The 20,344-nt window shown below is 40.3% G+C and carries 22 protein-coding genes and 1 pseudogene; 3 read left to right on the top strand and 20 right to left on the bottom strand.

Translation table 11 applies throughout. The features are described 5' to 3' along the window. The 8 genes from RMZ95_RS33000 to RMZ95_RS32965 form a co-directional block, all read right to left on the bottom strand. The coding region (locus RMZ95_RS33000; protein WP_409884416.1) for a transcription antitermination factor NusB at nt 1–435 on the bottom strand (435 nt) is incomplete at its 3' end. Nucleotides 436–623: 188 nt separating this feature from the next. Beyond that, on the bottom strand, nt 624–2,075 hold the full coding sequence (locus tag RMZ95_RS32995; protein ID WP_322686632.1) for a glycoside hydrolase 100 family protein: 1,452 nt from the start codon (nt 2,073–2,075) through the stop codon (nt 624–626). A gap of 860 nt (nt 2,076–2,935) precedes the next feature. Next, entirely contained in the window at nt 2,936–3,556 is a 621-nt protein-coding gene (locus RMZ95_RS32990) for a Uma2 family endonuclease (protein ID WP_322686590.1), read from the bottom strand. A gap of 57 nt (nt 3,557–3,613) precedes the next feature. Then, complete coding sequence (locus RMZ95_RS32985; RefSeq protein ID WP_322674807.1) at nt 3,614–5,350, bottom strand: DnaJ domain-containing protein; 1,737 nt, start codon at nt 5,348–5,350, stop codon at nt 3,614–3,616. Then, nucleotides 5,334–5,855 (bottom strand): PspA/IM30 family protein, encoded by a 522-nt coding sequence (locus RMZ95_RS32980; protein ID WP_322674806.1) that lies wholly within the window; start codon nt 5,853–5,855, stop codon nt 5,334–5,336. The genes RMZ95_RS32985 and RMZ95_RS32980 overlap by 17 nt, the downstream gene beginning before the upstream one ends. Nucleotides 5,856–6,005: 150 nt before the next feature. After that, nucleotides 6,006–6,140 (bottom strand): hypothetical protein, encoded by a 135-nt coding sequence (locus RMZ95_RS32975; RefSeq protein ID WP_322674805.1) that lies wholly within the window; start codon nt 6,138–6,140, stop codon nt 6,006–6,008. Between the two features lie 215 nt (nt 6,141–6,355). Beyond that, the gene (locus RMZ95_RS32970; RefSeq protein ID WP_322674804.1) at nt 6,356–6,754 is read right to left on the bottom strand and encodes a type II toxin-antitoxin system VapC family toxin; all 399 of its coding nucleotides are present in this window, start codon (nt 6,752–6,754) and stop codon (nt 6,356–6,358) included. A gap of 6 nt (nt 6,755–6,760) precedes the next feature. Beyond that, complete coding sequence (locus RMZ95_RS32965) at nt 6,761–6,994, bottom strand: hypothetical protein (protein WP_322674803.1); 234 nt, start codon at nt 6,992–6,994, stop codon at nt 6,761–6,763. 60 nt (nt 6,995–7,054) lie between these two features. On the opposite strand from RMZ95_RS32965, the gene RMZ95_RS32960 reads away from it, so the two are divergent. Continuing rightward, nucleotides 7,055–7,288: a hypothetical protein gene (locus RMZ95_RS32960; RefSeq protein WP_322674802.1), complete on the top strand. Its 234-nt coding sequence runs from the start codon at nt 7,055–7,057 to the stop codon at nt 7,286–7,288. Nucleotides 7,289–7,349: 61 nt separating this feature from the next. Next, a complete protein-coding gene (locus RMZ95_RS32955) occupies nt 7,350–9,035 on the top strand; it encodes a SulP family inorganic anion transporter (protein WP_322686589.1) in 1,686 nt (561 codons plus the stop codon). Nucleotides 9,036–9,523: 488 nt separating this feature from the next. Here the strand turns inward: RMZ95_RS32955 and RMZ95_RS32950 are convergent, their stop codons facing one another. After that, nucleotides 9,524–10,195 (bottom strand): pentapeptide repeat-containing protein, encoded by a 672-nt coding sequence (locus RMZ95_RS32950; protein WP_322686588.1) that lies wholly within the window; start codon nt 10,193–10,195, stop codon nt 9,524–9,526. 244 nt (nt 10,196–10,439) lie between these two features. After that, entirely contained in the window at nt 10,440–11,114 is a 675-nt protein-coding gene (locus RMZ95_RS32945) for a cadmium resistance transporter (protein ID WP_322674799.1), read from the bottom strand. A 587-nt stretch (nt 11,115–11,701) separates the two neighbouring features. On the opposite strand from RMZ95_RS32945, the gene RMZ95_RS32940 reads away from it, so the two are divergent. Then, nucleotides 11,702–12,142, top strand: coding sequence for a Crp/Fnr family transcriptional regulator (locus RMZ95_RS32940; RefSeq protein WP_069074674.1), 441 nt, complete (start codon nt 11,702–11,704; stop codon nt 12,140–12,142). Nucleotides 12,143–12,268: 126 nt separating this feature from the next. Here the strand turns inward: RMZ95_RS32940 and psb35 are convergent, their stop codons facing one another. The 10 genes and pseudogenes from psb35 to coaE all read right to left on the bottom strand — a co-directional run bounded on the left by psb35 (nt 12,269) and on the right by coaE (nt 20,306). After that, a complete protein-coding gene (gene psb35, locus RMZ95_RS32935; protein ID WP_322674798.1) occupies nt 12,269–12,496 on the bottom strand; it encodes a photosystem II assembly protein Psb35 in 228 nt (75 codons plus the stop codon). Between the two features lie 182 nt (nt 12,497–12,678). Continuing rightward, nucleotides 12,679–13,668, bottom strand: coding sequence for a D-alanine--D-alanine ligase (locus RMZ95_RS32930; RefSeq protein ID WP_322686587.1), 990 nt, complete (start codon nt 13,666–13,668; stop codon nt 12,679–12,681). A gap of 90 nt (nt 13,669–13,758) precedes the next feature. After that, nucleotides 13,759–14,097: pseudogene (locus tag RMZ95_RS32925) on the bottom strand (SET domain-containing protein-lysine N-methyltransferase); the annotation flags it as partial. A 277-nt stretch (nt 14,098–14,374) separates the two neighbouring features. Then, the gene (locus tag RMZ95_RS32920) at nt 14,375–15,535 is read right to left on the bottom strand and encodes a KamA family radical SAM protein (RefSeq protein WP_322674795.1); all 1,161 of its coding nucleotides are present in this window, start codon (nt 15,533–15,535) and stop codon (nt 14,375–14,377) included. A gap of 374 nt (nt 15,536–15,909) precedes the next feature. Continuing rightward, nucleotides 15,910–16,533 (bottom strand): Uma2 family endonuclease, encoded by a 624-nt coding sequence (locus tag RMZ95_RS32915; RefSeq protein ID WP_322686585.1) that lies wholly within the window; start codon nt 16,531–16,533, stop codon nt 15,910–15,912. Between the two features lie 60 nt (nt 16,534–16,593). Beyond that, nucleotides 16,594–16,719, bottom strand: a complete 126-nt coding sequence (locus RMZ95_RS32910; protein WP_322686584.1) for a hypothetical protein — start codon at nt 16,717–16,719, stop codon at nt 16,594–16,596. 95 nt (nt 16,720–16,814) lie between these two features. Continuing rightward, complete coding sequence (locus RMZ95_RS32905; protein ID WP_322686583.1) at nt 16,815–17,816, bottom strand: PIN domain-containing protein; 1,002 nt, start codon at nt 17,814–17,816, stop codon at nt 16,815–16,817. Then, nucleotides 17,813–18,802, bottom strand: a complete 990-nt coding sequence (locus tag RMZ95_RS32900) for a ParA family protein (RefSeq protein WP_322686582.1) — start codon at nt 18,800–18,802, stop codon at nt 17,813–17,815. Before RMZ95_RS32900 ends, RMZ95_RS32905 begins: the two co-directional genes overlap by 4 nt. A gap of 360 nt (nt 18,803–19,162) precedes the next feature. Further along, nucleotides 19,163–19,468: a hypothetical protein gene (locus RMZ95_RS32895; RefSeq protein WP_322686581.1), complete on the bottom strand. Its 306-nt coding sequence runs from the start codon at nt 19,466–19,468 to the stop codon at nt 19,163–19,165. 241 nt (nt 19,469–19,709) lie between these two features. Then, nucleotides 19,710–20,306, bottom strand: coding sequence for a dephospho-CoA kinase (gene coaE / locus RMZ95_RS32890; RefSeq protein ID WP_322686580.1), 597 nt, complete (start codon nt 20,304–20,306; stop codon nt 19,710–19,712). Between the last annotated feature and the right edge of the window lie 38 nt (nt 20,307–20,344).

Raw genomic sequence — 20,344 nt, 5'->3', positions numbered from 1 at the left:
ACTGGGGAGTGGGCATTGGTTATAAATTATTCTCCCCTGCCCCTGCTCCCCTGCTTTTCTAAGATACTGGCGTAATAGACCGTTCACAAAACCCGTGAGTCCAGAAAAACCGTTTTCTTTAGCGAGTTGGACTGTGGTATTAACAGCAGCTGAGGCGGGAATACGCTCTTGATAACGCAGCTGATAAAAGCCTAGATGTAAGATGGTGCGGAGGTCTTGTGGTTGTTGATGAGATTTCTTTGTAGCAAATTGATCGATGAGAGTATCTAGGGTGCGTTGCCTTCTGACGCTCCCATAAACCAATTCTGTCACCAAGCGGCGATCGCAATCAGGCAAATTAACTTTTTGCAGCACTCTATCTAGGGCAACATCAGCATAAGCCCCCTTATGAACATCTCGTAGGGCGATAAAAGCTAATTGACGGGCGTTTGTCATGAAAACACGATTCGGGAGTCAGGAGGCTTTTGTATTCTAACTCCCAACTCTTTACTAATTCGTAATTCGTAATTCGTAATTGTCGAGTTGAATTCCCCCTTGTTTATAGGTGGTCTTGCTTTTATTCGGGTCTAAATTTCTGTCTAGAACTGCCTTTTAATTACGAATTACGAATTATAAATTACGAATTATTGCATATATGGGTCTACAGTGGCAATTTCTAACTCACACGCTCTAGAAACCTGTTCTGCTGGTAATTTTCCAAAGCTGATTAATGGTAAAGAACTGGGGTCTGCCATCAGTTCTTTTGCTAATAAGAACCCAGTGATTGTCCAAGTTTGATATTTCCTAGCTTGTTTGCCAATCAGTCGCCCTTTTTTTCCATCATAATACTCTGGCCATTCATCTGTACTAAGGCGTCCTTGGGCAGTTTGAATCGCCTTTTGTGCGAGATTTGTTCTATTAGTTTTTACAGCCGCCGCCGCTAACATCCACATTAAAACAGGCCAACTACCAGCATTATGATACGACCAAGGTATATTTTTGGGGTCACATCCAGTCACAATTCTGTATTCTTCATGTTCCAAAGCTGGGAAACAAATTTTCATTGGCATATCTCCCACCAAATCATCCCATCGTTCCTCAATAAGAGTCATAATCGCTTGTGACTGTTCTTCGGTGGCTAAGTCGGAAATGATTGCCATTAAGTTTCCGAGTGAAAAGAAGCGAGTATCTAGCTGCGACGGGCCAACATTACCTGCTAGATAACCACCTTTTCTTGGTAGCCACTTATCTAATTCATAATAGGGAACAGAATCTACATATATGTTGAACAGATTAACAGCAGCCTTGCCATATTCTTCACTTTTGAAGCGATAAATTGCATTCAGACGATTAATATCTATCCAATAATGCTGGCGAATATGAGCGCATAATAGAGGCAAACGGTTATCAATGGCTTCAACAATATCAGAATTACCTTGACAAATTAACAGTTCGCGAGATGCACGCAATGCCGTGTAAAAGAGGACTTGTAATTCTAGAGGATGCCCATAAATGCCCATACGACGGTCAATCATACAAGCGCCATCTGGAACCAACAGCGTTGGGTACATATCAAAACGATTCGCCAAGCAGATTTCCATGATTAACCTGATTCCATTTTGAAATTCAGGTTGATAGGCGAGAGAAAAATCTTTTGTGGCAACTATATAAGCGCGCAACAAAATAATCCACCATAGGCAAGAATCTACAGGCGTAACTCTAGCGATCGCATGTTCGCCAAAGTCGGCTTCTAAATATTCTTGCCCGTTTTCTGATACTACTTTAAAGCTAGCTGGTATTAATCCTCGTCCAGGCTTATAAGCATCTAATGCTTTTTCTTTAGGCTGTAACTTTAAAGTTTCTTCTAAGAAATTACGAACAATATCGGTTCTACCTTTGAGCAGAAAAATTAGAGCAGAAGAAACAAAATCTCGGACAAAGCACTGATCGTAATTGAGCGCTTCTACAGAGGCATCATAAGCGGCTACTGTCCCAACAGGGCGACCTTGATAATAGAGAATTGATTTTTCTAGTGCTAGCCATGCTTCTTCCACTTCTTTTAAATTCTCAGTAGTTTCCAATTCATTTAGGTGCATTGCCAGAATAACTCCATAAGGATTGTGAATTTGTGGTAGATGTGTCTTCATTTATTATTTTTGCTATTCTCAGCATAACAAAAACGATTCTTTTAATAGCAAAAATAATTGAGCAAAAAATAATCAACTAACAAGAAATAAAATTGCTGATATTTATACAAATTTATTGTTAGTTAATTGCTTCCCATCTATTACTTTGGTGAATTATAGTTGTTATTTTCCACCGCAACTAGTAAGATAATTCCTAAAAACAGTCACATAAGATATACTTTTAGATTATTTATTGTTCCGTTGTCTGTCCAGAATCTTTGCTTTACCAAACAAAAACATATCTTCAGCGCTGTTTAGGAGTTGTGTGAAGTTAAACTGGTTGCAGTATATTTACTTGAGCAGGATTAGTTTTTGACATTAAGAAGCCAGATTATTCCCCTATTCTCTAATAATTTATAACGTTTTTTCTGAATATGCAAGATGAAGGCTATAAAATTTTAATATGTCAATACTTCTCAAGGGTTAAATATCTTACCCTGCTGACAGATGACATGGGGCGTTTATAGGAGTCTATCCAAAGATAACGAAGAGTGCTGAGTCAAAGACTGTTCACAAGGAACGCAGTATGTATCCAATTATATAAGTAATAAGTATTAGTACAATGTTTATCGTAAGTAAAAGAGTTGAATTTTGAATTTTGAATTTTGAATTGTTAGAGGATGTCTGAGAAGTATCAAATATTTCTTGATCCCCCCTAACCCCCCTTAAAAAAGGGGGGAATAAGAGTCTTAAAGTCCCCCTTATTAAGGGGGATTTAGGGGGATCTCCAAGGGTTAGATGTATACAAAAAAAACTTTTCAGACATCCTCTTAATACTGTTCTCCCAAAGCAGCCTTAAACACTTGTTCGGCAGTTAGATTCAGCTCTGTTAAGCTTGGCGATTGAATTTGCTCATTACCACAAAACTGAGTTACTTGATATTCGCCATCCACTAATATATAAACTGATATTGTCGGTTGTTTAGGATTGCCGATAAACCGTTTTCCACCAAGAGCAGCATAGTCAACAATCCAATATTCTGGAATTCCAATTTCCTCATATTCAGCGAATTTGAGAAAGTAATCATCTCGCCAATTTGTACTCACAACTTCTACTACCAATGAAATTGATGCTGCTTGAGTAACTGTTGATGATTTTTTCCAAAGTGGTTCATTAATTAAGTTTGGGATATTAAATACCAGCACATCTGGAATATAACCAGATTTTTTATCGACAGATTTGATTAATGCTTGAGCCGGAATCGAATAAGCTAGGTTAAACCGGCGAATCTCAAAATTGAGTTCTCTAATCAGAAATGCTCTGACTAACTCATGTTCCCCTGTCGGCTGCATTTCAACTATTACTCTTTTATGTAATTCATATCTGCCGTTTTCCGGTTTCCATTCGACAAATTCTTCAAAATTTATCGACTCTACTAAATGTTGAAACATAACACTATTTCCTCAAATATTATTCATATTTTGACTAGCATCGATAAACTGCTAACTTCATATTACCTGTCGCTGGAATTCTTTATAAGCTCGATTAATTGCTTGCATTGAGGCTTTTGCAATTGTAGAACTATTAACATCAGGATGATACAATCTTGCTAATCGACGGTAGGCAATTTTAACAACATTGGGGCGATCGCTCTGATTTACGCCCAAGACTTCCCACCATTCCCCAGATAATCCATCGAGAGTAAATTGACTCCAAATCTTGATGCTTCCGCCATTACCGCCGCTTACCAGTGTCTTGCCATCAGGGCTAAAAGCAACGGGATTACACCCAAAAAGATTTTGTAGTAATTCCCCAGTGTGGAGGTTCCAAAGTTTGATTGTACCGTCTCGGCTGGCACTGGCGAGGGTTTTTCCATTAGGACTAATGGCAACAGACAAAATCGCTGTTGAGTGTCCAGTCAAAGTGGAAAGTAATTCTCCAGTTTGGAGATTCCACAGTTTAATTGTGGTGTCTGTGCTACCACTAATAAGAGTTTGACTGTTATGACTAATAACAACTGTATTCACCGCTCCCAAATGTTCAGTGAGAATATAGCGTTGTTCCCAAGTTTTGGTATCCCAAAGCCTAATAGTTTTATCGGCACTACCAGTTGCAAGGATTTTACCATCGGGACTGATGGTGACAGACAAAACTGCATCTGAGTGTCCATTCAAGGTGCGTTTTACTGTTCCCGTGTAGCGTCCCCAAATTCTAATCGTTTTATCAGTGCTACCACTAACAATAATTGCCCCATCAGGACTATATGCTACCGAGTTAACAAAGCCATTATGACTGTAGGGAGAATTTAAATAAAAGAATGTATGGAGAAATTTTTTTGTGTCTATCTGCCAACTGCTGATTTTGCGATCCACACTACCACTTGCAATCTTCTGTCCATCAGGGCTGATAGCAACAGATAAAACTGCTTCTGCTTGTCCAGAGAATGTATAAAGCCATTTTCCCGTTTTCAAGTTCCACAAATTAACTTGTCTGTCATCACTGCCACTGATTAAGGTAGTACCATCGGGACTGATTGCGATCGCATTAACTGCCGCTAAGTGACTCTTGAGTGTGCGTACACATCTCCAAGTTTCAGGTAGCTGGGTTTCTAGAGAAATTATTTCTGGTTCAATATTGGGAGTAGAAGGTTTAGGAGTAACAAATTCTGATTTTTTATTGAATTCAGCCTTAAGCGCTTGTAACTCGTCTTCCATTTCCAAAACGGCAAATTTTTGGTTGAGATCGTCACCAGATAAAAATGCATCTAATTCCATCACTGCTTCGGAATAGTATCCCATCTGCAAAACTTTCTCTTCCATCCGCTCAAAAAGCTGTGCTGGAGTTTCGCTAATTCCCGATTCGTCTAACAGTTTGGCAATACCATAGGCGGCGAGTCCCACTACTGCACCGATTCCTGCCATCGGAACTGCACCAATACCAAATGCTAGTCCTACTTTCGGTGCGACTAAACCCATACCACCGACGACGCTATAAACACTAGCACCACCGACTGTACCAATTCCCATTGCACCAAAAGCAACAGCATCTCCTTCTGCTATGGCTTTAAAAGCGCCATAAGCAGCTGCACCAGCCACAGCGCCAGCACCGACTACAGGAGTTACACCAATACCGACTGCGCAAAATCCGCCTGCTAGCCCCATCCCGCCTACAGTTGCGGAAACACCAGCACCTGCTAGGGTTCCGCCTGCAATGAATGCTGCCCCTGTTTTAGAATTCTGTGTCATTGCCTAATGTTTTCTTGAAATTTTCTAGAGTCATCAGATTTTGTCTGAGTAAAGTTACTGTTGCTTGCTGCTGTTGAAGCTGAGTTAGAAGAACAAGCACAATTTTATTTTGTATTTTTTTATTTACTACAGCTTGAAGAGCTAAATCATCATCATTGTTTTTCAAAGCGTCCTGAACTTTTTCGTTCCAGTATTTAATTTCTTTCTGGGCTTTTTCAAAATCTTTCTCAATACTTTCTTGATTAGCAACAGCGCTGTTGACAGCTTTTTTTGTCTCATGAATAGCCTCTGTTAAAAGCACTTTGCTGTCTTTTTTAGCTTGAGTTTGCTCTTGAGGTTGAGGTGGTAGCATTAATGCTTTAAGTTGCTGTAATTCATCATCAATCGATACATCAACATCTTTATATTCAAAGCTGATGAATGTTGGTGAAACCTCACCGATGTTAGACTCACTCCGTAATACTTCATTCTGTGTTTTTGAAACCTTTTGCTCCCAAGATTGCAAACTACTTTTAATTGCGTCTACTTGTGGTTGTTGCTCCTCTACCAGGGTTTTTAGTCTACTAGCGATTGCTTGATATCGTTCCTTTTGGAATTTCGCTTGATTAATTAAATTCTGATTACCTCCTTGCACAGCAAGGTGATATTCTTGTTCCTATTTATCAGCTTCGGCTTGAGCTTTTGCATAGTCTCGTTGAGCAATTTCTTGGGCTACTCTAGAGTGGCTTGCTCCTTCGCGTAACTTTCGTAGGGCATCCTGTGATGATTGATTTTGGTCGTAAAGTCCCATAAGTTTATCTGAGTAGCCTGATTACCCAGAGAGTATACTAATTAATACTATTGCGTCCTCGTAAAAATTACTTAAGCCTTGACTTTTCCTTTTAATGCTACTTCAGGAAAGTCTCAGTACAATATTTAATTAATTCGTAGCAAAATAAATTAGGCAAAGCTCTGCGTTAGTCTGCGTCCCTTTGCGTTTAAAAACATAACGATTTTACGCACTCATTACCAAATAATCGAAACTAATCCTGATGCAGTTATATTTGAATCACAGGTTAATAGTTGTACTTCATTACCTTTACTTGCTAAAACTAGTGCAGTCGCAGTAATTTGCCTATCGTGCATTTCATTAATAGCAGATAAGCTCATAGTTATTTTAATTATATCTTTGTCAAGTGGATAAATTACCACACGCGGATCGGCTTCAACTACTGAAAGTAAATTCTTGGCAGAAGGGATAGATGTTCTTCCTCTCTCAATAATCCAAACAGCTTCAGCTAATGTTGTAGCTGGTATAACTAACTGGGAATCAGGATTAGAAAGAATAGCATTGGCATTCGCACCTAATCGCGAATTTCCTTCAATAAACCAGATGAGAGCATGAGTATCAATCACGTACTTCATAATTACCTATGACCAGTCTAAGCCATCTTCGGTATCTCCATTAAATTCAGTAATTTTAAAATCGTTTTCTGTTGATTGTTTCTTCCCAGAAAACATACCAAACCGCATTATCTGCTTTTGGATTGGAGATTTTTCTGGTTCTAAAAAAGTTACAATAACACGGCTTTCTGACACATTAGATGGTAATTCTGAAAGTTGTATATTACCGTTTTTATACACTCCTTCAATCGATTGCAACATTAGTATTTACCAAATTTGTACTCATAGAAATTATAAAGTGAATACTAAAAATAGGCTTATTTGTTTAAAAACATCAACTTTTTGGGCTGTACTGGTGCTAGCTGCTGTGCGTTTGGATTAAAGCAGAAATTTATCTCTGTAACTGAGACTTTAGGTAGCGATCGCATACCATATACACACTCTATCGATTATGTCAAGCAAGCCTGCGCTTTTATTAATCAGCAAATAGGCGAACTTGAACCAAAACCCATACGCAATCAGGGAATTCTCAATAACCCTGATGAAATCTACTAAAAAGATGGAATAACATTTGTGTGTGCTTCAGAAATTGTGTATAAGAGTTAAAAATGACGATATGGCAACATCTAATATCCTCAAAGAACCACAGCTTTTGCGGCTGGGTAGCTTGTTTAGTGGGCTGCGTGGCGATTTCACGGGAGGGCTAACAGCAGCAGTGGTGGCATTGCCTTTAGCTTTAGCCTTTGCCGTGGCTAGTGGTGTGGAACCAAAGGCGGGACTTTACACCGCGATTGTGGCGGGAATTGTCGCCGCGATTTTTGGTGGTTCCTCAGTACAGATTACAGGGCCAACAGGTGCGATGGCTGTAGTTTTGGTGGGAATTGTCGCCAAGTACGGCCTTGAGAAAGTTTGGATTGCTGGGGTGATGGCTGGGATTATCCAGATTGCCTTGGGGGTTGCCAAACTGGGACAGTTAGTCAAATTTATTCCCTATCCGGTAACGGCAGGTTTTACTAATGGTATTGCCGTGATTATTTTTTGTGGTCAGTTAAATAATTTCTTTGGTTTAAAATTACCACGTAGCGAACATTTTTTACCCGGACTTTGGCAAAGTCTAACTCATGTAGAAGCTTTAAACTGGGCAGCAGTTGCTTTGGCAGTTGTGGTAATTGCCACCAATCTTTTGTGGCCAAGGATCAATACGACAATACCAGGTTCTTTAGTGGGACTAGTGTTAGCAACTGCGATCGCTTCTGCTTTCCATCTGAATGTACCAACAATTGGCACGATTCCTCAATCTTTACCGATGCCTCAAGGTATTCCCCACTGGAATGATTTTAGCCTGATTCGGGAACTAATTAACCCGGCTTTGGCTTTAGCTGCACTGGGGAGTATTGAATCTTTGCTATCGGCGGTAGTGGCAGATGGTATGACTGTCAGCGAGAAACATAATAGCGATCGCGAATTAATTGGTCAAGGTTTGGCTAATATGATTGTGCCATTTTTTGGTGGTATTCCTGCCACAGGTGCGATCGCTCGGACTGCTGTTAATGTCCGTTCTGGCGGCAAAACCCGACTATCTGGGGTAATTCACGGTGTTGCCTTAGCCATCATCGTTTTAACTTTAGCACCCCTAGCAGCACAGATTCCTTTAGCAGCACTTGCTGGGATTTTGATGGTGGTTAGCCTGCGAATGGTTGAGTGGGAAGCCATTGGTTTATTGATGCGTGCTACCTACTCAGACTTTGCGGTAATGATTCTCACCTGGCTAGTGACAATCTTATTTGACTTAGTTCTCGCTGTCGAAGTGGGATTGATTGCAGCCGGAGCCTTGTTCATTAAACGCATGAGCGAATTGAGCCTAGCTAAAATACCTGAAACCGAAGTATTTCCCCCCGGTACTCCTTTGGAATTAGGTAAAGAAATTGCCGTTTATCGGGTAGATGGCCCTGTATTTTTTGGTGCTGCTGAACGGTTTGCTACTTTCCTCCGCGATGAACCGGAAGTAAAGTATTTAATTCTCCGGTTGCGGTTTGTACCAAATATGGACACAACTGGGTTAGTAGCTTTAGAGGATATTTATCATGACTTGGAACGGCACAATTGCCGCTTAATTCTCACAGGTTTACAACCCGAAGTCCAACAACTACTAGAACGTACAGGATTGTTAAATACAATTGGGTTATCAAATTGTTTTGAAACAACCACAGAGGCGATTTGCTCTATCTCTCCTCAGATTGCATGTTCTCAACCTGTCGCGGCTGATTTGAAAACAAAAGAATTGCTGGAATTAAATGACTGAAAATATTTTGCCATTAAGAGGATGTTTGAAAAGTCGCAAAGTATCTTAGTACCGTAAGGCACAAGTGAAAAGTCACGCATAATTGTATTTCAAGCTCTTGCGCCATTTGCAATGGTATGTTTATTTACGCGGTACTGTACTATTACAATGTCTAAGTTAGTTAGGACTTACGCAAGTGTCACAAAAAAATCGGATTTGTAGTTTGTAGTAAGCGGCTTTAGCCCTTATTTTGAAGACTTTAGTCCTCTCTTCTCTTTCGGAGACGCTAACGCGAACGAGACGCTGCGCGAATACTACGAACTGAAAATAATATGCCAGTTGCGTAAGTCCTGTTAGTAATGAAAAATTTGTAGTAAGCACTTTAGTGCTTAGAAAATTAAGGACTAAAGTCCTTACTACGAACTTGCCTATTAATTAAAGCCTGTATTCATTGCTGAATCAGGCTTTTGATATTTTTTATTCAACTCGTATGGAGAACTTCAGTTTAATTACCGAATAGCGAATCCTTCCGGTCTGATTGCATCTTCCAAATCAACACCCATCAGGTTAGCTCCTTGAATGTTTGCATTTGTCAGATTTGTATCTTCCAAGTCTGCGTTTTGTAGGTTAGCGGTTTGCAGATTGGCTCCCAGTAGATTGGCTTTCTCTAAGTCTGCATCAAATAGGTTTGCTCCCACCAGGTTTGCTCCCCAAAGGTTTACCTTGCCTAAATCTGCTCCTTGAAAGTTAGCCCCTTGTAAGTTTGTTTGCTGCAAGTTAGCTCTTTCTAAGTCTGCATTTTGTAAGTTAGCACCTTCCAAATTTGCTGCTTGCAGGTTTGTGTCCTTTAACATTGCCCCAGCCAGGTTACAGCCGACACATTCATTAGTTTGTAATAAATGTCTAACGTTATCTGCTACTGACACTATTGGCGATACAACTGGAGATATTACTGGTGGTGTTACAGGCTCTATTGGTAATTGAAGCGGAGATATTACTGGTGGTGTTACAGACTCTATTGGCGATTCAACTGGAGCTAGTTCAGATTCCGTAGATATGGATGGTGTTAGTGCTTGCGCTCTAGCGCTGGGCTGGATAAGCAGAGTAAATCCCGCTACAACTACCAGAAACACTGCTTTTACGAGCCACTGAGTTAATTTTTTAGAGTTTGATTGATTCATTAGGGACTTCATGATCTGATTCCTATTGGTGGACTTGCTTTTATAAGAGCCATCGATAATGTGCTTTATTCTCACTTTAGATAACTTGATTGATAAGAGCAAATATTATTGTTATTCATATTGATAAATTCAAGTGATTAAAAAATCTTTTTGGATGGGAACCGATCGCTGATTTGTTTGCTTACATCATCAAGAATTGCGATCGCGTGGAGCGTCCACTCAAGGGGGAGCGATCGCTTCATACCTAATTCCCAAGCATTGCCAGACTAGGTAAAAGTCGATATGTTTCACTTTTAATTAAGATAGACAGTCCCAAGTAAATTAAGATAAAGGGGAAGATTTTGCGACCATAGCGAGTTAAAACGGGAGTCATCAGAGGATTACGAGTCAAGTTGTAAGAGAGTAAACACCACATCCCAACAGCGCAATAACAAACACACAGAATTACGCCCAAACTTGGAAGATTGCTACTGGCAAACAACGGTACATAAATTCCAATGTTGTTTCCTCCATTGGCAATGGTGACAGCAGAAACACGGTAAGTTTGAGGATCGCGGATGGTTGCTAATAGTGATTTCTTCTGGCGTGCAGATTTTACCGGAGAGGTGAAGTCAACTGACACAGCTTGCACTGTCTCTTCTTGTTCTTCTCGACTGATGAGATTACTGATACCAATGGCGACGGGAAGTAAACCTAGTAAACCAATCCAGCTGCTAGGAATAATCAGACCCCCGAAGAAACCAGGGAGACTAGCACATACTAAGGTAGTAAATCCCAGGAATTCACCGAGAACAATATGCTTAGGGCGAAAGCTACGATTGACTTTACCGAAAAAAGCTGTCAAATATAAGTTGTCGTCAAAGGTAGTTGCAAAAGCGACAGAGATTCCAATCAATAATGTACTAATTAGCCAAGCCATAATTGTTGCTCACAGTAATTCTAATGCTGTTTGTGTTAATCTTCTCTGCTTCTCGATCTGAGGGCAGGTTCAGAGATTTTGTGACTGTTTTTCTAACGACAACCGAGCGATATTCGTTATTTATCAGCCAATGATCCAATTTTTAGAGGCATTGCCTCCAATCAAATTGGTGATTTTTTCTCAGCAAGGTACCTTGGGAGCTCATGAAATCAATATTATGGCTTGCAGCCAAATAAGAGCAAATACTCTTGTTTTTTAAAATGATAAATAAAAGTGATTGACAAAATTACTAAATGTTTTGGGCTTTGTACCCATTGACACTCATGAGGGAAAAACGGAAAGAAAATAGCCTTTAACCTTTTCCCTAAACTAAATTCTGAGTTCAAAATGCACAAAACGAGTAGTATTGAATACTGAGCTATTGTTTGAGAAACTTCTATGCAATCGCTCTTATTGAAGAGAACTCTTGTCAGATGATAAAGGCTCGGATATCCTTGACGGCTAGCATTCAACATCGGTAATATGACTAATCGCCCTCTGACTTCAGTTTTGAGATGTTCAGTAATGTTGAATTTTAACTTGTAATTATGCTAACCAGTGTTGACCGTTTATTATTTGTCCGGCGAGTCCCGATTTTTAAGGAATTGCGGGATGATTTTATTGTGCGGCTCACTTCAGTGATGAACGAATTGTCATTCCCAGCTAATTACACCATCTTTCGACAGGGAGAAGAAGGGCGATCGCTCTATATTGTCGTCTCCGGTCGAGTTAAAGTTCACATTGGGAATAAACAGTTGGCAGAGGTGGAACAGGGAAAATATTTTGGTGAGATGGCAGTATTCGATACTCAACCTCGATCTGCCACTGCCACGACTCTAGAACCTTGTGAATTTTTAGAACTGACGCAAGAGCAACTATATGATGCGATCGAAGAAACTCCCGAAATTGCGGTGAATATCATTCGTGAGTTATCCCGTTTGATTCGCAGATTGAACGACGATATGAATGTAACTTCTTTGCGGAGTTAATAGGCAAATGTAGAGATGTAGCACTGCTACGTCTCTACAAGGCTTCTGAATAATCTAAAATGTGGTTCAAAATAAATGAAAACTGCTGTAAGTTTGATTATTAAACTCAGCACTCATCACTGCTTATTATTTAGGTTCACCCACACCCGGAGTTTCTTCTTTATCAACTTTAGGCACAAAATCAGGACGTTCTTTGCTTTCCCAACCTGCGGGGCGTTTCGAGTTGTACCAAGCTATTGAGCCAATGGTGACAGCAGCAACAAAACCAACGACATACACCAAGGTAAAAGCAACAGGAAAATGAGGAGCAGCATCTATAGCTGGTGCTGCTGTTTGCATAAATAATAAATTCATGAGTATATTCTCCACAGTCAGGTAACACTATTGAACACCCTATAAGATGAGCGTATCACCTAACATCCCTCTGTAGTTTAGTTTGAGCAACTTCATATTGCATAAAAAAGGCAGAGGGGAGGGGGAAGTCGCTGACATATATAGGTTTGTTGCACCTGTCAGCCTGCCCCACTGCCTATTTTTCAGCATTTATATCTTTGCCATGCAGACTCGACTATTTCAGCAATGATTTCTGTATATGTCATACCACCCAAACGTCCGATCATTGGTAAGTCTGAGCGGATATGATGTAGCCCTGGCAATGGGTTAACCTCCATAAACTGCAACACACCGCTAGGATCGCAGCGCAGATCCACGCGGGCAGCATCACGGCAACCAAGAGTATGGTAAGCATCCAGCGCCAGTTGCCTTGCCTGTGCTGCCAGTGGTTCGGGATCTATGAGCAAACGATAAGATACCCGTTCCAAATACTCATCTTTATTGAGGGTGGTGTAGGCGAAAGCTTCCACTTGCCCTGTAAAAATTACTTCCATCACACCTACTACCCGTGAGTTGCTACCGTTGCCAATAATGCCTACTGTTACTTCTCTACCAGGAAGAAAGGTTTCCACGAGTATTGGTTGCCCAAAAAGTTCGTGTAACACTTGATAAGTATTGACTAGCTCCTCGCGTTCTTTGACAAGAGAACGCCCAGTTACCCCTTTAGAACTGCCTTCCGCCATAGGCTTAAGGAAAAGTGGCATTGGCAACGACACAGCTGCTGCCTCTGCGGTAGTATTCGCGACCTCAAAGGGGGCTGTCGGCAAACCGCGATCGCGCACTACTCTCTTAGTTAGTGCCTTGTCTAACGTCAGGGCGCAGGTAAGCGGATCGGAAAAGGTGTAAGCTTGAGCGAATAATTCGCAGATTGCCGGGACTTGAGCTTCGCGAGAACGACCCTTTAAACCCTCAGCAATATTGAAAACCAGATCCCAGCGATCGCCTTTTGCCAAACGCAGAGCAAGTTCTCTACCATTACCGACACGTTCAACCTGATGACCTAACTGCAATAGTGCAGTTTCCAGCCCGATGATGGTTTCTTCATCGTCGAACTCCATCACCTCAGAGGCACTGAAACCAGCCTGAAGGTAATCTGCCTTCAGGTCATAACATAGACCAATAAATAACCCCATACCCCGATAATTCCCAGTGAGAAAGCTTTCTCTGTTAGCTTTAATGTACAAATTAGGTGTCTTAATTAAATAATTTCGATTACTAAATCTTTAATTAAGTGAAAATATCTCATCAACAACATCAAACCATATAGGAGATTTATCATCAGGAGAACCGTTGTAGTTAGCAGTAATTTCTTCTCCTACTTCTATATCTCGGTAGGCAATCAGATCCAACTCTCGGTCAGCGAATTTTTTCACATAATAAGCATTGGGATTGTAGGAATGGTTGATCGAGGAAGATAAACCTAGAGCGATCGCCGCAGCTTTATCTTCCCAATCGTAGTAATAGTTGCCCAAAATTGTTTTATCTAAGAATTCAACCTGTTCTGCGGGTATAACAACAATTGGCACTCTCTCAATGAGTTCTCCTTTCAAAAAGTGCTTCTGTGTGAAGACACCTCAACCTTTTAGGTTTGTATTACCAACAATCAACATTCCAACTAATCTCCTGCTATTACTTAGTTTTTTGGTTTGCCAAGAACTCAATAGAAACATTTCAACCAGCTCTATTAAATGATGGCGATCGACTCGTGTACAAATATATAGTGTTATATCAAGTCCGGTTAATCACTTATGATTACCGCATCTGTGCAAAAATCCCAAAAGCCTCTTTCCCCAGCAATAACTGCGGTCTATAATGATAAGTTTTTAGCCGGACACGATATTACCCCTGCTCAACTGGATCTATATATGTGTACGTCTTACCTGCCCAATTTTGCACTGTAGCTGTACCATTCTCATAAGCAACTAGAGTTTCGGCTTGAATTGGGACTTTGCCACCACCACCAGGGGCATCAATTACATAGGTTGGTACAGCGTAGCCAGTAGTATGACCGCGTAATTTAGAAATTAAATCAAGCCCAGTTTGCACGCTCGTTCGCAGATGTGCAGTCCCAACAACAGGGTCGCATTGATAAAGATAATAAGGTCGTACACGCAGCTTCAGAAGACCGTGAAACAGATTTTTCAGGGCTTTTTCAGAATCATTCACACCTTTTAACAGCACGGTTTGACTGCCTAGAGGAATGCCGCCATCAGCGAGGCGATCGCAAGCTTGTGCCACTTCTGGGGTAAGTTCCTGCACATGACAAAAGTGCAAAGATAGCCACACACGATGTTTACGTAGCAAGGCAACCAGTTCTGGTGTAATTCGCTGCGGTAAAAAACTCGGCACGCGGGAACCAATGCGGATAAATTCAATATGCTTAATGGCACGCAACCGCCTAAGCAAATTGTCTAAAGGTTCATCAGCCATCAATAGAGGATCGCCACCGGAAATTAGCACATCACGGATCTCGGTGTGTTCCTCCAGATAAGCGGCGATCGCATCCAACCGCCGCGTTACTGGGTACATCTCACCTTGGCTCACCAAACGAGAGCGGGTGCAGTAACGACAATAAGCAGCGCAGCTGTCTAGGGCAAGCAGCAACACCCGATCGGGGTAGCGGTGTACGAGTCCTGGTACTGGAGTGTCGCCATCCTCACCGCATGGATCTACCATGTCTGCTGGACTAACTATTAGTTCTTCTTGCCGTGGTATCACTTGTAACCGTAGCGGACAAAGCGGATCTTCTGGATCGAGTAGTGATGCAAAATATGGAGTTACGGCTACAGCAAACTTCTCTGGTGCAATTAAAAGTCCTTGTTCTTCGGTAGCACTAAGCCTTAATAACTTCTGAAAGTGTTCCAGCTTAGTCAATCGATGCCGCATTTGCCAGCGCCAATCGTTCCAGTGTTCCTGGTTGTAAGTCTCTCCCAAAATCTGACAAATTTCTTCACACCGAATATCAGTTACTAGAGGATCTAGAGTAATGTTTTTGATCATGATCAGACCGAAATTAAGCTGAGAATAATAAACCAATCACAGCCTAATAGAGTGCGGCGCAAATCCAGCTACCATCTCAATTAAGCAAGCAGACAAGTAAGGGCAATTCATGAATTTCCCCTACTCAAGTCCCTTGTTAAAGGTAAGCAAATTTATCTCACAGTGGATTAGTATGTTTACTTAGATTTTTAGGTAAAATAAAAAATTTACTTTCAAGCTCACAATAAGTATGTTTCTATACTAAGTAGGTTGGCGATCGTAGCGATCGCTCAATCTACAACTTGTGTAGAATAATGCAGCCAGCTACGTCACATTTGATTACCGTTGGGCGATTGTGGCGAGAAGACGACTAAAATAAATTTCTTCGTTGCTAATCAGCGACTCATTGCAAAAATCTGTTCAGCCGTTAAGGGAATGTTCGGAAACAATCTAAAATCAATTCGATCCTGCCCTCGAAACACCTTTGGGGGTAAATACTCTCCATCTTCAAGTTGGTAGATTGTAATGGTTGGCTGTTTGGGAGAGCCAATGAACCGAATGCCACCAAAAGCAGCATAGTCCACAATGATGTACTCAAAAACGCCCAAGTCCTCATATTCAGCAAGTTTTGTCAGATAGTCGTCCTTCCAGTTGTTGCTAACGACCTCAATGACTCCGGGTGGTGGAATATATGCAGCAGCAGAACTAGAGCTAGTTTTCATCCTCTGCCATTCAACTCTTGCAAATATGACAATATCTGCTTTCCGGCTTTTTTCCTTTTCGCCTGGTGCTGTTTTGAGGCGAACCTGCTTGGACTGGCGCGACACGTAAGGCAGGTCATTTTCTTGGCAGTGATTTTCTAAGTAAGCACACAGTCGCTCGATCAAATCCTCATGATTTGCATTTAGTTCTGATAATGGCACAGGAATCCCATCCAATAGCTCAAACTCTCTGCCTGAACCATCGTCCCAGGCAAGAAATTCTTCAAAAGTCAGTGGTTGTGTGACGGTTGCGTACATCGCCCTCGCTCCCTTGCTGACGGGTACTTCACTCAATGCTACCAAGATGTACAGCTTTATCTATGAGTCCTGCTTGATTTTCCTGCTGTAGTTACGAAACAACGGCTTGAGGTAGAGTAACAGAAGGCGATCGCACCTTTGATTGGTGTCAGGAGCGATCGCTTTTAACTTCGCTTGATCGGGCAAGGATTTTTTCGAGTGCGATCGCGCATCAAACTAATGGCAAGCAATAAATCGTACCGTGCAAAAGTTTGATTTGCCCCTTATCATTTTTGGGCAAGTTAGTAAATCAACAAGGTATTATTTGCAATATTTATGTAGGATACTTCGGCTTTGACTGGTAGTTCTTCCTGGTTTTCAAACCTCATCCAAAAACGAATATAGAGTGATAAATCTGCTGGATATTGAAGTGTCAAAAAACCTCCTCCTGACAATTGTTGTAGAACTCCAATTGTAAAGCTTGCATTACAATTTATTTCTGCAACTACGACATTGCGCTCACCAATTCGGTATGTTGCTGAACTTTTAACTTTATATAGTGAAGGAGTTATAGTACTTGATATATATTCTTTCCCAAGAGGTAATGCAGGAAACATTTCTCTAATAATCAGATTATCTCGAATTGCTCGACGAAGAGCTTCTTGTAAATTATCTGAAGAATTTATTAGTTGCTCTGTAATATCTATCCCAGGTTTTTCTTCATTTGCTATTTTTTTCAAGAGAATATCAAGAGAATTACAGTAGATGAGAGGTATTGGATGTTCGATAATCTCCATTTTAAGGTCTTCATGTAAAGTGTTTTTATCAGAAGACGCAAAATCTTTTATATTTTCTGAAACAAAGTAGTTAACACTATCACTCAAGAAATGTGCTTGCTTTATTGTTAACCAAATAACTGCATCGCGAGCGCCTCTTCCTTCACGAGTAGGTCTAATACGTTGAATTTCTCGAAAAATACCTTCCTCAAAAGCATTTTTAGGTGTCTCTAGAATCTTGACTTTTTCTTTTAAACTACAGCACCATGATTCAGCCAAATCTTTAGAGCATGGTAAGTTTGGCTCTGCAATTCCATTCAAATAGATTCTTGCTTTTTCGTATGCTCTTCTAAGTGTTCCAAAAGCATCTTCAATCTCCCGTTGTCGATGAGCTACAGACTCCCTTAATACGAGTTCTGGAATCGCTATCTCTTGACTACATTCCTGTGCTAAAACTTGAATGGTTTCAAAGCGAATTGATATTCCACTTTTATACGGTACAACATTTGTATCAAGAAATATAGTCATAGGGCATTTTCAAGACGAGAAATGATTATTTTTGCAAGCTTCAAAAATATTTCACGAGTATCTTTTGAGCGTTTAAAATGTGCCCCACGAGCTTCAGATCCATTTAATTCAAAAATAGCTTTGTGCGCTTGTTGAGCTTTAGGAACCAGGGACGAGAGGTACTTGAGTGCAATTAAAGGCTCTGTTTCTTGCTCGTTTACTGGTAATTTTATTGCTTTTAAAGGAAAGACAACTCCTTCTTGATAGGCAACAGGAATTTTATCTTGCCATACTCGAAAAGCTTCAGCTGGAGAACTAGAAAAGACTGAAAATTGTTGACTTACGTAACCTAACGGAATAGGAACAGATTCACAGGTGGGAAGCTCAAAAGTAACAGTTTTTGGTTTATTTTTTAAGGCCGTATGCCATTGACGTACCCAATTGGCAATACTGTATCCAACACTTGGAAGTGCCCTTACTGAGAATAAGTCTGCTGCAAGAGGAATAATAAATCCATCTGAGGAAATGAGTGCATTACGATTCAGTGCGTTTACATTGGGGCCTAAGTCTATAAGTACAAAATCAGCACTTTTAATATTTGCTGTCTGTTGAAAAAGACGGTAGAGAGCTGTAGTCACGCGAAATCCACGTGCTTCACCTGCGAGTGCTTCAGTCCATCCAGTTGGACATATTCCTTCAAAATCAGCAAGTCGAATATCACCAGGGACAAGCCATAAGTTGCTTCGTAATGAAAGAGGCTCAACATATTTAAAATCACCAGCACCAGTGACCAATGGTTCAAGTGCTGACCAAATAGTTATTTCTTTATCCAATGACTCTTGATATTGTTCTTCAGTAACAGCAAGAGCTGTAAGGTTAGCTTGGGAGTCAGCATCGAATAGAATGACCTTTTTGCCTACTTGAGCTAGGGCAATTGCAACATTAAACAAAATAGTTGTCTTTCCTACACCTCCTTTATGGTTAAAAAAGGCAACAACTTTAGCCATCACTCCTCCAAGCTCTCAAAACAGGATGCATAATTATATACATTAGATATTGTATAGTCTAGCATTTCACTTAGGTTATTGTTGCTGCTTGGTCAATTATCGTTTCGTAGGTTAATTGGGCGGATGTCGCGGATATTGAGGGAACTTTTGGGGGTAAGTATTATGCTGAATAACGGTAAAATCCTGATATTTCAAACTTTTCAGGCTATCACCGCACCAAAAAGTGCAAGTATTTTAGGTGTATAAGGTTTAAAAGTCTTGCATTTCCAATTTGTAGTACCACAATAAATTGAAATGATGAGCGATAAAACTATTTCCTATTCCCTGCCCTCATCAAAGGACTTTTTCAGCAAGCTCTATTTAGTCATTCGGTATTTGCTTGAGTAAAGCTATCCACATATCAGATGGAGCGGAGTAATAATCAATTTCTTCAACTTGATATTGATAAGATTCACAACCTTCTCGTAAAATAATGCGATCGCAAGCTTTAACACTTTTCCCTACTCCAGTCATGTAGCCGATTGTTCCTTCATTGAGGCGCTCAAATATGTAGTCGCCTCCACAAACTTGTTGTCTGTAATCATGGATTTTATTCTTTTGTTTTAATTCTATTACTGGAGAGATAACCAGAGCTAATTTATTTAAAAAACTAAAACTTAAGTTCATACCTGTTATGATTGAAGAGAAGGCACTTAAAAACATTTAAAAAATAGAACTTATAATTTATTTAAAAGCCATTCTTTTAAATTTACAGTACTATTAATCGCATATTCAACTGTAAAATCACCTAACTGTAGGACAATATCTGGTGAGATATAAGTTTTTTGCTTAACTATCTAGTATTAATTAATAAGCTTTTTATGTCTTGAAAATGTCATATATGTATATATTTTAATAAAAATATAATTTAGTTACTACTTGTCGTAGCTAGAGCTACATCTATCTGCTTCAGTAGTACTTCTAGGGTAGAAGAGTTATCTAAAACGACATCTGCATGAGCCACTTTTTCTTCGATGGATAATTGGCTGTTAATCCTGGCACGTGCCTGTTCTGCATTTAAATGGTTTCGTTGTATCAATCTTTGTAGTTGTTGCTCTTGAGAACAACGCACTACCCAGATTTCTGTTACCAAATCAGTCATCCCAGCTTCAAATAATAAAGGCACTACTAACACCAGTATTTGTGACGAAGACTGAGCAATGGCTTTGAGGATGCGATCGCGCACATCAGGATGAATCAAATTGTCTATCCACTTACGTTCATCTTGACGATTAAAGATAATTTCGCCTAGCTTTTGGCGGTTGAGGCTGCCATCTGGTAGTAAAATTTGTTCGCCATAACGTTGAGCGATCGCACCCAAAATAGGCGAACCTAAAGATACTGCCTCTCTAGCATAAATATCTGCATCCAAAATCGGCAGGTTATAAGTGCTAGCTAAATAATTAGTGACAGTGGTTTTGCCTGTAGCAATACCTCCAGTTAAGCCGATTATACGTTTTGTCATTTGTCATTTGTCATTTGTCATTTGTCATTTGTCATTTG

It is taken from the genome of Nostoc sp. DedQUE07, from assembly GCF_034530975.2.
Classification (GTDB): Bacteria; Cyanobacteriota; Cyanobacteriia; order Cyanobacteriales; family Nostocaceae; genus Nostoc.
This window is presented reverse-complemented; position numbering and strand designations above follow the sequence as displayed.